Raw genomic sequence first — 12127 nt, 5'->3', positions numbered from 1 at the left:
CAGTTATGTCTTTTAAAATAAGGGCATAGCTGCTTTTTTTATATCAAAATCCCACTGATTTGAAAGAAAGGACTGAGAACCATGACTGTAAGATTTATGAAAGGGACGTCAATCGCAGAGCTGGAGCGGGAAATGCAGCAGGTGCCAGGGTTTGGGCCGCGTAGAAGCGGAGTCATCCGGAGCCGGCAGGCTGGAGAGACAGCGGGAGTTGGAAGCTGCCGGTATGTCAATGTGTGGAGAGCAGAAAAAGAACAGGGTATGGACGGCCGTCTGTATACCGCAGTGGATGAGGAAATGCCTCCTGCATTCTATCAGATTTTACTCAGATTGTTGGCAGAGGAGCTGCCGGGATCAGCCCTGACGGTCCGGGTAGGGAAGCTCCGGGAGGAAGGGGAGAAAGGAATTATGTTTTTTAAAAGTGAGGAACACAGGCGGCGGTTTCGTGCGCTCATGCGCTGTGGTCTATATCCGGGGCTTGTGACGGAATCGGGATTTGCAGCGGCCGTGTTTCTATTGAGCAGTGAGGAGAAGCTCTGGGAAAAGGCCGGGCCATTTGTGCAGGAGCGCACGATTGACTACAACCGATTCCGCCTTCGCGGGGCAGATTTAGACAGCTACGCAACGTTCTGTGTGGCGAAGGAATTATGTACCGGAAAACCTTATGTGTCTTTATCGGAATTGGGGGATCCGGAACTGTTCCATGACGGGCTGCTGCGTATGATTATCCATGCGGTCCTAATTAGCCGGCATGGGGTAGGGACTGTCTTAAATGAGGAGGAAGCGGAATGTTAGAAATCCGGATTGGTTATGGGGATATAGTTTCCGAGCTGATGAGAATTCCTATGTCGGCTTCAGACTTTGAGGCTGCCAAAAAGATACTGGACGAGGGGAAAACCGGGAATCAGCCGGTGACGGTCCGTTCTATGGTTTCACCGGTTCAGCCGCTGTCAGAGATGATTACAGGGTTGGATTACGGAGATGAGACGATGCGGAAGGAACTGGACTTCCTGGATTTGCGGCTGCGGCATATGACAAGGAAAGAGCAGGATATTTTTTCTGTGGCGCTTAAATTGGAAACGCCCGGAACGCTGAAGGAGATCATCAATCTTTCCTATAACCTGGATTCCTATGATCTGTTGGAGGATATCAGTGATCCGGGGCGAATTGCGGCAGAGCTGTTACGCAGGGGAAAACAGATTGAGATACCAGAGGTACTGTACCCCATGCTGGATATTGAACGCATCCGGGATTCCTATTTTGCAGACCACAAAGGTGATTACTGTCCAAGTGGCCTTGTTTTAAAGCGTGAGGATACTGTTTATACAGAAGTGTACCAGAACTACCTTCCGGATCCGGGATATGATAAAAATTCAATTTTTCTGCTTCATCTGCGCCACCCCTTACGAAATGGTATGGTTAACTTTTCCCTGGCAATCCCGGCAGATAAAGAAAAAATGGAGTTGGCAAAAAAGGAGCTGGGGATACAGGAGTTTTCCGAATGTCAATGGAATCAGTACGGCGGACCGCTTGATGAGCTGCGTCATTATCTTCCGGTAGGGAGTAAGGTAGAAGAACTGAACCGGTTTGCCTGGTTTTTAAAAGAAAAGGTGCTGGATGGCACGGAGCAAATCGTGGAGAAGCTGAAAGCGGTGTTAACTGCGGAATGCCCCCGCAGCCTGGATGAGGCCATTGGTATTTTAAATGACCTGGATCATTATCAGGTTCTTTCAGAATTTAGGACACCAGAAGACTATGCCAGGTGGCGGATGAAGGATGACGGTTCGCTTTATGTTTCCCGGTTTTGTGAAGCATACCTGGACTGGAACAGCCTGGGGAAGGCGCTGATGAAACGGGATGGAACCAGATGGTCGGAACAGGGAACTGTACTGTGTGATGAGTGGCATTGCAATGAACTGTGCGAGAACGCTTCCGTTATCAGACTGTACAGTCCGCTGTTGGCAGAACTGGTGGATGAAGATGGGTATTCCTCCTTGCTCTCTTCCGTTGGATTGATTTCTTATGAGGAGGATATCCGGGACGCGATTGCTGCAGATGATATCTTAAAAACAGAAAAAGGACTTGCAGATTACCTGGACAATCAGCTTTTAAAGCAAAGGGTAATCAGTATGTGCCCAACGGTAGAGCGCTATCAGTATAATCTCTGGGGTGTGCTGGAAATCAGGAGCCATGGGGAGCTGAACCAGGAGGAGTTAGAGGTCCTCAAACGGGAATGGGCTGGACAAGCATATGATGGCTGGGGAGAAGGTTTTTCACAGGAAGGCATCGAGTGTGAGTCGGACTGTGATCTGTATGTCTATTTTGGTCATTCAAAATTCCGTATACAGACGGAACAGGAACTGAAAGGGATTGTCCCGGAGCAGGAACTGACAGGCATGGAGGGGATGGGCGGCATCTCATAAAGAGAGGGGAAGGAGCCAGCCGATAGATGTGAAACGAGAAATCTGAAAGAGAAGGTGAGGGAGATTGATGCATTATGAACGTGTCAGCAGCGATTTGCAGCAGGCAGAAAGGACCATCAGCATGGCATTGAGATCAACTATAGATTCGGAGACAGAAAAGAGAGCGCTGGAGGAATCGCTTAATCTGGTACAGCAGGCAGCGGAGAAATGCCGTTTGGCGCAGGCCGAGTCCATCCGGAAAACATTTTCACAGGGAATGAGCATGGAGTGAGTCATTCAGGAGGACGGTGAAAAAGGAGGTTGAGAGATGTGAATCAATCGATGCAGGTATGGATCTATGCCTGTCAGTTTGCAGATGATCCTGCCTATCAGGGAAGTGATCTGTCTCTACCGGCTCACCAGGAGGCGGTGAGGGATGCGTTTCAGAGGGCAAGGTTAAAGGAAGGGGAGCCTTATCTTTTGGAGCGCGGCCGGGGCTGGCCGGGATTTATCGAATCGGTTCTGGATCGCTACAATCATACGCTGGAAGAATTGAATCTGTTAGTCTATAAGCTGGCACAGATGACTGAGAAGCAGATCGGAGTTTATGAAGGTGTTCTAAAGGCGCTTCCGGAACGAAACATGAAACAGGTTATCAATGGATTGTATAATCTGGAGCGGTTTGAATTCCTTCCGGGAATTCAATGTGACAATGACATCGGGGAAATGACCATTGACAATGATCTGGATCCGATTTTAAAGGATTTGCCAGGAGACATTTATCCGCTCTTAGATACCGAAAAGGTCGGGGTTTATATAAGGGAAAAGGAAAACGGCGTGTTCACATCCAATGGATACTGTTACTGTGTTTCAGACCAGTGGCAGGAAGTCTATGACGGGAAGCAGCTTCCGGAACAGGTGGAGATTCATCAATCTCAGATTTCTCTGTACCTTGTTCCAAAGGGAACGGAATCGGAGGATTTAGGCGTTGGGGCCTGGCTGGAACTGCCGTATGATGAAGCATCAAAAATCCAAGTATTAGAGAATTTGGGACTGGAATCATTCAAACAATGCAGGATTGCCAAAGTGTACACCGCGGCTCCGCTGTTTGAGCAGTTAGCAGGGCGAGACCATGGCATCGACCGGTGGAACGATTTCGCCAGGAAACTGTCCTCGATGACAGAGAAAGAACTGCTGAAGTACAAGGCGGTAGCTGAGTATGAGAGGTGTTCCAGTTTAGAGCAGGCTGCCAGGCTGACAGATAGGTTGGACGAGTATGCGTTTGATCCGGTACAGGTGACCTACGCTACTTACGGCAGGGAATGTCTGGAGCAGATGGGAGCGGACCTGGAGGCACAGGCGTTCCGGAGATTTGATTTTGAAGGCTATGGGAAAGAGCTGTATGCCCAGACCGGAAGGAAGCTCACGGCCTATGGGGCGGTCTCAAAGGAGCCTGGACTGGAGGAGGTTCAGGCGCAGGACCATTCCATGATGACGCAGGGAATTGGATAGAGGAGGTGAAGAAGTATCAACAGTTTTATATCCTGGGTGGGAGGCAAAAAGGCGCTGCGGAACACGGTGTATGAATTGTCCCCGGCCAGTTTTGAACGCTATATTGAGGTGTTTGGAGGCGGAGGCTGGGTGCTGTTCGGGAGACCGCCGGATCCGAAGGTGATGGAGGTCTATAATGATTTCAATTCCAACCTGACCAATTTATATGCCTGTGTGAAGAACCACACCATGGAGTTTTTACGCCAGTTGGGATTCCTGCCTTTAAACGGAAGGGACGAATTCCTTGTGCTGCGAAGGTTTTTAGAGGGACAGGAGTTTGCAGGAACTTTTCTTGCACAGGAACTGGAGCTGGCAAGGCATAACCTGCCGCCTCTGGAGTTTGAGGAACTGCGTTCCCTCCTTCTGAAACGCGCAGAGCCGGGGGATGTCCAGAGGGCGGCGGCATTTTACAAAGTAATCCGGTACAGTTATGGAAGCGGCTGTACATCTTTTGGCTGCCAGCCCTTTGATGTGAGAAAGACCTTCCACCTGATCTGGCAGGCGGCGGACCGTCTGGCGAATACGGTCATCGAGAATAAAGACTTTGAGGCGCTCATCCGGCAGTACGACCGGGATAACGCCTTTCTTTATTGCGATCCGCCTTATTTTATGACGGAGGACCACTATGAGGTGGATTTCCCAAGGCAGGACCATATGAGGCTTCGGGAAACCCTGGCAGGCTGTCAGGGAAAATGGATGGTCAGCTATAACGATTGCGACTATATCCGGGGGCTGTACGAGGGCTGCCACATCACGGCGGTCAGCCGGATCAATAACCTGGCCCAGCGCTATGACCGGGGGTGTGAATTCCCGGAGGTGATTATTACCAACTATGATCCCCAGGAGCAGAAGAAGTGGGGCAACCAGCAGATGGACTTGTTTTCTGCCGGGCTGTTGGGAGGTGAGACGGAAGATGGAGGGGGATGAAAAGCTCTGGTGGGCAAAGCGCCGGCTGGAGGAACAGACAGAAGGAAAACAGCGCCTGATCACCGGGACCGGGGGATATCTCTTGGTGAAGGTGGATGACAGCTGCCTGGCAGCCTGTTATTTTGCCATGGTCAGGCATCAGAAAACAGGGCGGTATCATGCGGATGTAAAGGGCTATCTGCGGACATTCAGCGGGTACTGCAATGGAACACGGCTGGAGCAGCTATCAGAGGAAATAAGCGGACTGGCGGCGCTTGTGAAGGAACTGGAGACCGCACAGCTTAGCGTGAGTGAGGAGGAACTTCAGGAATTCATCCGGGAGTTAGAACAGCCGGATAAGACAGCAGAAGGAGAGGAAAGGGAGGCGTAATGAGAAACGTGAAAATAAATGGGAGAGTGGCGGAGGATGGAAGCATCATCCTGCCGCCAGGAGTATTGGAGAGTATGTGCCTGAATCCAGGGAATCTGGTAGCACTGGAGTTTGCCCCCACCAGTCCGGTAAAAGAGGCTAACGGTTATGGACCGCGGTTTCAGGTGGAAACGGGTATCTGTGAGGCGGATATCATTGCCGATGAGGAGGAAGCAGCACTGGTAGTTCCTCATGATTTACTGAACGATGCTCATATTCCCATGGATGCAGGGCTGGTGGTACAGACGATTCCGGGGGCGATCTTAATCGGTGATACGGATCCCATGGCGGCGGTCCAGGCGCCGCTTCTGGAGATCTTGTCCCTGTTTGGGATATCCGAGGAGGAAGCGTACAAGACAATCGAAGAAGGAGGTTACTACGATGAATAAGCCGGTATATAAGGTGATGGACAGTAAGGGAAGGGTGTTGATTCCGAGGGAACTGCGTCTGGCGGCCGGTATGTGCGGCGGGGATATCCTGGCCCTTCAGCTCCAGGAAGGGAAGGTATCCGTGCGTAAGGTGGAAATCGTGGAGGTGGGGGACCAGTCACCGGAAGCGGTGGAGGCATATGTCCGCGCAGCTATTAAAACTATGCCGGATGCGGTTCGGTTAAGCTTGATTTCAGACCTGTCCGGGCTGGTCCGGGAGAAGGAGGGGAGCCATGTCGGATGATCGAATTTTTACAGACAGGGATTGTGTGGAGATAGGAAGCGGCTGCTCTTTGAAAGGAAAGGTGGTTGTTTTAAAAGAATCTGCACTGGAGGCTGGCTTTGTCCGGCCGCTTTATTACTGCACAGGCGGGAATGGTGCCAATGCGAATGCCTTGGGAAAGCCTGTGTTTCTGGTGAACTTAAAGAATGGTGAATTTGAACGCTGCGCCCGGGATCATGTGCTTGGTGTGTTAAAGCCGGAACTTTTGCCGGATGAGGAGAAGCTTCAGCTCTCCCAGATCCGCCCCCTCGATGCCCTACCGTTGGAGAACCATGAACCCCAGTATAGCGGATACAGTTTCCTGGAGGATGGAAGGTATGCGGCCGGGGTGTGGCTCTGCAATGAAAAGGAAGCCATGGAATATGTGGAAATGCAGAAGCTCTATCAGCACCGGATCATGCTCTGTGACCGGAATGATTTCTGTGTCTGGGAGGTGCGGGATGGCAGGCAGGTTTACCCTACACAGGAGGCGTTAGATCAGATGCGCCAGGGATTGGAAGGTAGTCCGGGACCAATACAGATGTAAGAAGAGAATTACGATTTAGCCTACCGGGCGGCCCATGGTTTTGTCAGGTCTGCTGCATGTTCTGCCCTAATGTTTGTTGGTTTTTGTGAATCGCTTTCCGGCGTACAGCGTGGTATGGTGTTGAGCTGACACAATAGGTAAAGTAGGAAAGTGAGGGCAGCGGATGTCTAAATACGTGTACAAAATGAACCTTCCTCAGTACCGGTTTTACAACCACATGGTGGGGGATGGGGAGGAACGGAAAGAACTGATCAGTGACCTGCTGGCGGCGGAAATGATACTGGAGAGGGGAAATAAGAAGGAGCGCAGCCAGGCGTTAATAACGCTGGCAACCAAGAAAAATCGTCTGGCGGATTTCATTTACAGCCAGGAGGAGGACCGAAAACGCTGCCTGAAGGATCTGACGGGGCGGGACATGAAGCAGTTCCGGAAGCGCCTGGACCATTACCTGGATATGCTGCTCATGATCCCATTCTTTCAGGGGCAGTCCGAAAAGAAACGGCGATATGTGGATGAAAAGTCCGTCTCATCCATTCCCCCAGAGCAGAGAAGCCGCCGCTTTCAATACGACATGGAGAAGGGGAAATATTATACCGAATATGACTGTGTTCCTAAACTGCTGCTAATCAATGAGCAGCTCTATGAAGAATACGGTTACTATGAGATGACCGAAACAGACCGGGAGAACCTGGAACGACTGGTGGCAGATGATGTGCATTACATCATCAACATCCAGGGAAGCAGTGGCGGAGACTGTGCTTATCTGGTAGAGAAGGATGAGGAACTCTGCATTAAGATCCTGGATCGTCTGAAGGGGAGCAGGAAAATTTCCATGGAAAACATGGTCGGAAAGGCAGATGGTGTGGCTGCCGTATTCTTAAGTCTCCTGGACTATTTGCAGGAAATGGAACTGGCGGAGCAGAGATGGCGCAAGTATCTGGAAGATCATCCCAGGAAGTCGGAGTATGCGGGAAAGGCGATTCAAAGTCAGCGGTTTGTAGACAAAAATAGTATCAAGGTGTTCGATATGAAACAGGAAGGAGCAGCCCCGGATTCCATCGGAGCTGTTTATTTTTTAAGTAAGAAGAACAGCGGGAGAGGCGGATTTAGGAGGACGGGGTATGAAATGCTGCCTCATACCAGGAGAGGCCATTACCGGAAATACAAGAATGGGAAAACCATCTATGTGAAGGCAGCTATTATTCATAAGGAGAAGTATGAAGGGATCCAGTCGGCTCATCGGATGAATCAGCCAGGAGGGAAAAACAAGCTGGAACAGGAGGAAGAAGGAAACGCCTTTTCACAGGGCATGAGCCAGTAACTGGTATAAGGAGGAATTTGAGATGTGGCATGGATTTTGGGTCAGGGATGCACCTAGAGGAAATAGGAATGTCTGGGGAAGACGCTGCAGGCTCCAAAGATGAACAAAACAGACGAGGAAAGGAGTGGAAGCCCTATGCGTGGAATTCGAGTGGAACAGGGGCGGATTATGTACTTCGGAAATCCGGCCGGCTACATTGCCGGCAGCCAGGCGGTGGTGGATCCAATTTTTAAGGGGAAAGAGCTGGAGACCTATCTGGAACGGCAGGGAGGGATAGAAGAGGTGGTGTGGAAAGGCGGTGTGTATGACCGATTGATGAATGGCCAGGCCGAGATACAGGGAGGAGACCCCTTAAAGAACTGCCGGATCTGGCAGTTGAAACCGGATGTCAATATCTATATGAAATTCATTGGATATGAAATGCTGGTTGAGAAATTTGGAGAACCGGAACCGGATAATTACCGCATGGTGTATGACGGTGAAATTGAAACCAATGAGATGGAGCGGATTTTTGAGAAATTTAATAGTGAGCAGGAGGTGCCGGGATATATGGGACACTCCCTTTCCGTGTCGGACGTCATTGAGTTATACGATGAGGGATCCAGTGAATTTTATTACGTGGACTATACGGACTTTAAACCGGTTGCGTTTGGAGGACCGGAGCCGTCCCATTCCCAAACGCTTCAGCTGTAATAAAGGAAACCAGGCAGCGAAGACTGCCTTTTATTATGTAAGGAGGAGCAATTCATGAAAGCAAGATTTGAGCATATGAAACATGCGGCGGAACAGAAGATGTGGAAGGTACGGTTTGTCCTTATGGGCCGTTCCGGAGAAAATTTCATTGATAGTGCCATCAAAATTCTGATGGCTGTTGTGATCGGCGCTTTGCTGCTGGCAGGTCTGTACGCATTATTCTCTGAAAATGTGTTACCCACTTTATCCCGGCGTATTACCGAGATGTTCAACTATGCAGGCTAACAGAAAACACAGAAAGAAAAAGAAAGAAGGAGGAACATTATATGCCTACTGTAGACGTAAGAATTACATCCATGTACCCGCCAGGAGAAGCGGGGAGTATCCGGGGGTATGCATCCGCCACGGTCGACAGTTGTATTGGAATCCGGGGGATCAAAGTAGTGGATGGAGGGGAGCGTGGACTCTTTGTTTCCATGCCCAGCCGGAAGACAACGGAAGGATATAAAGAAGTGTGTTTCCCGGTAACGGCAGAGTTTAGGGAACAGCTTCACAATGCAGTGTTATCGGCCTACCAGCAGGCGTTGGAACAGTCTGTAGCCCCGCAGACAGGCGCTCCCCAGCAGGAAACACCAGAACAGGCCGGGGAACAGCCGGGTTTGCAGATGTAGGATGCAGGGAGCCCTGTTTATTGTTCTGCTGCTGGCCGCCTCCTTTGTGGATCTGAAGCGGCGGGAGATACCGGACTGGGTGAGCGGCGGCATAGCCGCCCTCTCCCTCCTGCATATTCGGCCGGAATGTCTTTTGGGGATCATCCCGGCACTGTTTTTCCTGGCGGCGGCGGTAAGAGGGGGAATTGGCGGTGGAGATGTGAAACTGGCGGCAGCCTGCGGCCTTGTGCTGGGGCTGCAGCATGCCATGATGGGAACCATGCTGGGGCTGCTGCTCCAGCTTCTGTTTCATCTGTGCGCAAGGTGTGTGCTGCCGCTTTTTAAAAGGCCGGTGTGGTCTTCATATCCAATGGCTCCATTTCTGGCCATTGGATATGCGGTTGCTTATTATGTTTAGAAGGAGTAGGAAAATGAAGAAAAGAGTGCTGAGTTTGTTTGTATTGATTGGCTGTATGAGTGTTCTCGGCCTTCGGTTCAGGAAAAGGGCAGACCGTTTGCAGTGAGGTAAGGAGAATCAATATGGCAATGGAGAGAGCAATACACAAAATATCCGATGCAGTTGGATTTCGTAGGGGTCAAGGGTAGAAGGAAGGGAGACAAAGATGAATTTCTTTAAGAACAGAACCGTGATTGGCTTGCTATGCATTGTACTGTCCCTGGTAATCTGCTTTGCAATCACGCCGATGTTTAACCGGACAATCAGTGAGAAAACAGAGATTGTCCGGGTTACCAAAAATATCCGGATTGGGGATGAGATTACAAAGGACATGGTGAAATCGGTTGAGGTGGGAGCCTATAACCTGCCGGAGTCCGTTGTGCGTAATATCGATGAAGTGGTTGGAAAGTATGCATCGGCGGATATGGCACCGGGTGACTATATCATTTGTTCCAAGGTGGCGGAGGAGCCAGCAGCGGAGAATGCCTATCTTTATAACCTAAACGGGGAAAAGCAGGCTATTTCCGTCAGTGTGAAAGCGTTTGCCAATGGGTTGTCCGGAAAGCTGATCAGCGGGGATATTGTATCTGTGATTGCGCCGGATTATAGGAAACAGGGATCAACGGTGATACCGCCGGAGCTTCAGTATGTGGAGGTTATTGCGGTTACAGCAAATAGCGGATATGACGCCAATACAGGAGAACGGGGCGATGAGGAGACGGAGAAAGAACTGCCGGGAACCGTGACCCTTCTGGTTACACCGGAGCAGGGAAAGGTCTTGGCAGAACTGGAAGCGGATGGGAAGCTGCATTTATCTCTGGTATACCGGGGAACAAAGGAAAATGCCCGGAAGTTTGTGGAAGCCCAGAGAATCATGCTGGAAGAACTATATCCACCAGAGGGAGAAGAAACGGAAGGGAACACGGAGGGGGAAAGCAAAACAGCAGGAACAGAAGCAGTAGAAAAAGTCGATGAAGAAACAATTCAGGGAAGGGAGCCGGAGTCAACCGCAGGAAGTGAGAGCGGGGTGGAATAAATGCTGAATTTCAAAAAGGGGAGTATTTTCGACCGTTCGGCAAAGGCGCAGGAGGATTTCATGGATGAGCCAGGGAATCAGGTCCTGGCGGTCTGGGGGAGCCCGGGAAGCGGGAAATCCACAGTGGCTGTGAAGCTGGCAAAGTACCTGGCCGGAAAGAAGCGGAACGTGATCCTCCTAACCTGCGATATGACAGCTCCCATGCTGCCCTGTATCTGTCCTCCGGCGGACTTAGAATGTGAACAATCCCTGGGAAGTGTGCTGGCGGCCGCCCAGGTGACGCAATCCCTGGTCCGTCATAACCTGATTACCCATAAAAAGTACGACTACCTGACTATGATGGGAATGCTACGGGGAGAGAATGAATATACCTATCCGCCTTATAATGCCAAGCAGGCAACGGAGTTGATTGCGTGTCTCCGGGAAATAGCTCCTTATGTGATTATTGACTGTGGAAGCTACATTGCCAATGATATTCTGTCTGCCATTGCGCTGATGGAGTCCGATGCGGTTCTCCGCCTGGTAAACTGTGACTTGAAGAGTATCAGCTACCTTTCCAGCCAGCTTCCTCTGCTGCGGGACAACAAATGGGATGCGGAAAAACAGTATAAAGTAGCCAGCAACATCAAACCCAATGAGGCCAGCGAACATGTGGAGCAGGTGCTTGGAAGTGTGACGTTTAAGCTGCCTTATTGCGCGGAACTGGCGGCGCAGAGTCTAGCCGGGGATCTTCTGGCGGATTTATCTTTGCGGGAGAGCAAAGGGTTCCGAAAGGTGATTGAGGCAATCAGCAGGGAGGTGTTTGGATGTTAGGGGAAAAGCGCTCCGGGGATATATTGGGGCCGGGACCGAAGCGGGAAACTGGTGGACAGGCGGCAATGGCAGGAGTGGCCGGCAATGAACAGGAAGTAGAACTGCAGAAATATAGCGATTCCGAGGGGCTTAATGTACGAACTGAGGATGAATCAGCACAGAGAGGAGAAAGAGAAGCCGCTGTGCCGGAAAAGCAGCCTGTTTTGGAAAAACTGAGTTTAGAAGAGATCAGTAGAACAGAAGAAGAGGACGAAGAGCGGCGGCTTTTTCAAGAATCGCAGGTTCCTCGCGCCCACAACCTGTTCTTTTCTCCGCAGGGAGAAGGCCGGGAATTTACGGATGTTTTAAAAGAAGTGCAGGAGTACATTTCCAGTAAATATTCTACGCTGATCATCGACCAGGGGAGCGGGGATGTCAAGGATCAGATTAAGCGCTATATCACCAAGTATGTGCAAGACTACCGGATCGCAGTAAAGGGGATGGACCGTCAGGAACTGGTGGATACCATTTATACTGAGATGGCGGAGTTTTCCTTCCTCACCAAGTACGTGTTTGGGACAGGGATTGAGGAGATCGACAGTGCGACACGTTCCTAGCTGAAAAGGTTAGGCACTAAACGTAAGAATGTAACAAA

At 50.6% G+C, this 12127-nt stretch carries 16 protein-coding genes and 1 pseudogene; all 17 read left to right on the top strand.

The window, feature by feature from the left end:
• The first annotated feature begins 81 nt into the window (after window positions 1-81).
• Complete coding sequence (locus CLFS41_RS23850) at window positions 82-792, top strand: hypothetical protein (RefSeq protein ID WP_045093713.1); 711 nt, start codon at window positions 82-84, stop codon at window positions 790-792.
• Window positions 786-2420, top strand: coding sequence for a hypothetical protein (locus CLFS41_RS23845; RefSeq protein ID WP_045093712.1), 1635 nt, complete (start codon window positions 786-788; stop codon window positions 2418-2420). Before CLFS41_RS23850 ends, CLFS41_RS23845 begins: the two co-directional genes overlap by 7 nt.
• Before the next feature lie 67 nt (window positions 2421-2487).
• Window positions 2488-2691, top strand: a complete 204-nt coding sequence (locus tag CLFS41_RS23840; protein ID WP_045093711.1) for a hypothetical protein — start codon at window positions 2488-2490, stop codon at window positions 2689-2691.
• Between the two features lie 38 nt (window positions 2692-2729).
• Window positions 2730-3911, top strand: a complete 1182-nt coding sequence (locus CLFS41_RS23835) for a hypothetical protein (protein WP_045093710.1) — start codon at window positions 2730-2732, stop codon at window positions 3909-3911.
• 15 nt (window positions 3912-3926) lie between these two features.
• Entirely contained in the window at window positions 3927-4877 is a 951-nt protein-coding gene (locus CLFS41_RS23830; protein WP_082082678.1) for a DNA adenine methylase, read from the top strand.
• On the top strand, window positions 4864-5247 hold the full coding sequence (locus CLFS41_RS23825; protein ID WP_045093708.1) for a hypothetical protein: 384 nt from the start codon (window positions 4864-4866) through the stop codon (window positions 5245-5247). Before CLFS41_RS23830 ends, CLFS41_RS23825 begins: the two co-directional genes overlap by 14 nt.
• Complete coding sequence (locus tag CLFS41_RS23820) at window positions 5247-5675, top strand: hypothetical protein (protein WP_045093707.1); 429 nt, start codon at window positions 5247-5249, stop codon at window positions 5673-5675. The genes CLFS41_RS23825 and CLFS41_RS23820 overlap by 1 nt, the downstream gene beginning before the upstream one ends.
• On the top strand, window positions 5668-5958 hold the full coding sequence (locus CLFS41_RS23815) for an AbrB family transcriptional regulator (protein WP_045093706.1): 291 nt from the start codon (window positions 5668-5670) through the stop codon (window positions 5956-5958). The genes CLFS41_RS23820 and CLFS41_RS23815 overlap by 8 nt, the downstream gene beginning before the upstream one ends.
• Window positions 5948-6523: a hypothetical protein gene (locus tag CLFS41_RS23810; protein WP_045093705.1), complete on the top strand. Its 576-nt coding sequence runs from the start codon at window positions 5948-5950 to the stop codon at window positions 6521-6523. The genes CLFS41_RS23815 and CLFS41_RS23810 overlap by 11 nt, the downstream gene beginning before the upstream one ends.
• Before the next feature lie 163 nt (window positions 6524-6686).
• Entirely contained in the window at window positions 6687-7844 is a 1158-nt protein-coding gene (locus CLFS41_RS29145; RefSeq protein WP_117451828.1) for a hypothetical protein, read from the top strand.
• 135 nt (window positions 7845-7979) lie between these two features.
• On the top strand, window positions 7980-8537 hold the full coding sequence (locus tag CLFS41_RS23800) for a YodL domain-containing protein (RefSeq protein ID WP_045093704.1): 558 nt from the start codon (window positions 7980-7982) through the stop codon (window positions 8535-8537).
• Between the two features lie 54 nt (window positions 8538-8591).
• A complete protein-coding gene (locus tag CLFS41_RS23795) occupies window positions 8592-8822 on the top strand; it encodes a DUF6133 family protein (protein ID WP_045093703.1) in 231 nt (76 codons plus the stop codon).
• Between the two features lie 41 nt (window positions 8823-8863).
• Window positions 8864-9208, top strand: coding sequence for a SpoVG family protein (locus CLFS41_RS23790; protein ID WP_045093702.1), 345 nt, complete (start codon window positions 8864-8866; stop codon window positions 9206-9208).
• A 1-nt stretch (window position 9209) separates the two neighbouring features.
• Window positions 9210-9605: an A24 family peptidase gene (locus CLFS41_RS23785; protein ID WP_045093701.1), complete on the top strand. Its 396-nt coding sequence runs from the start codon at window positions 9210-9212 to the stop codon at window positions 9603-9605.
• A 205-nt stretch (window positions 9606-9810) separates the two neighbouring features.
• Window positions 9811-10680 (top strand): Flp pilus assembly protein CpaB, encoded by an 870-nt coding sequence (gene cpaB / locus CLFS41_RS23780; RefSeq protein ID WP_045093700.1) that lies wholly within the window; start codon window positions 9811-9813, stop codon window positions 10678-10680.
• Window positions 10681-11493: an ATPase AAA gene (locus CLFS41_RS23775; protein ID WP_045093699.1), complete on the top strand. Its 813-nt coding sequence runs from the start codon at window positions 10681-10683 to the stop codon at window positions 11491-11493.
• A pseudogene (locus CLFS41_RS23770) lies at window positions 11487-12071 on the top strand (type II secretion system protein E); the annotation flags it as partial. The gene CLFS41_RS23775 and the pseudogene CLFS41_RS23770, both read left to right, overlap by 7 nt.
• Window positions 12072-12127: the final 56 nt, after the last annotated feature.

The organism is Clostridium sp. FS41 (assembly GCF_000954015.1).
Taxonomy (GTDB): Bacteria; Bacillota; Clostridia; order Lachnospirales; family Lachnospiraceae; genus Enterocloster; species Enterocloster citroniae.
The sequence above is the reverse complement of the archived record's forward strand: the minus strand, read 5'-3'. Positions and strand labels throughout refer to the sequence as shown.

Coding starts and splice junctions, on each gene's coding strand:
- CLFS41_RS23795 (WP_045093703.1), top strand. CDS start 8,592: ATGAAAGCAAGATTTGAGCATATGAAACATGCGGCGGAACAGAAGATG.
- CLFS41_RS23775 (WP_045093699.1), top strand. CDS start 10,681: ATGCTGAATTTCAAAAAGGGGAGTATTTTCGACCGTTCGGCAAAGGCG.
- CLFS41_RS23790 (WP_045093702.1), top strand. CDS start 8,864: ATGCCTACTGTAGACGTAAGAATTACATCCATGTACCCGCCAGGAGAA.
- CLFS41_RS23800 (WP_045093704.1), top strand. CDS start 7,980: ATGCGTGGAATTCGAGTGGAACAGGGGCGGATTATGTACTTCGGAAAT.
- CLFS41_RS23840 (WP_045093711.1), top strand. CDS start 2,488: ATGCATTATGAACGTGTCAGCAGCGATTTGCAGCAGGCAGAAAGGACC.
- CLFS41_RS23810 (WP_045093705.1), top strand. CDS start 5,948: ATGTCGGATGATCGAATTTTTACAGACAGGGATTGTGTGGAGATAGGA.
- CLFS41_RS23815 (WP_045093706.1), top strand. CDS start 5,668: ATGAATAAGCCGGTATATAAGGTGATGGACAGTAAGGGAAGGGTGTTG.
- CLFS41_RS23785 (WP_045093701.1), top strand. CDS start 9,210: ATGCAGGGAGCCCTGTTTATTGTTCTGCTGCTGGCCGCCTCCTTTGTG.
- CLFS41_RS23825 (WP_045093708.1), top strand. CDS start 4,864: ATGGAGGGGGATGAAAAGCTCTGGTGGGCAAAGCGCCGGCTGGAGGAA.
- CLFS41_RS29145 (WP_117451828.1), top strand. CDS start 6,687: ATGTCTAAATACGTGTACAAAATGAACCTTCCTCAGTACCGGTTTTAC.
- cpaB (WP_045093700.1), top strand. CDS start 9,811: ATGAATTTCTTTAAGAACAGAACCGTGATTGGCTTGCTATGCATTGTA.
- CLFS41_RS23845 (WP_045093712.1), top strand. CDS start 786: ATGTTAGAAATCCGGATTGGTTATGGGGATATAGTTTCCGAGCTGATG.
- CLFS41_RS23850 (WP_045093713.1), top strand. CDS start 82: ATGACTGTAAGATTTATGAAAGGGACGTCAATCGCAGAGCTGGAGCGG.
- CLFS41_RS23820 (WP_045093707.1), top strand. CDS start 5,247: ATGAGAAACGTGAAAATAAATGGGAGAGTGGCGGAGGATGGAAGCATC.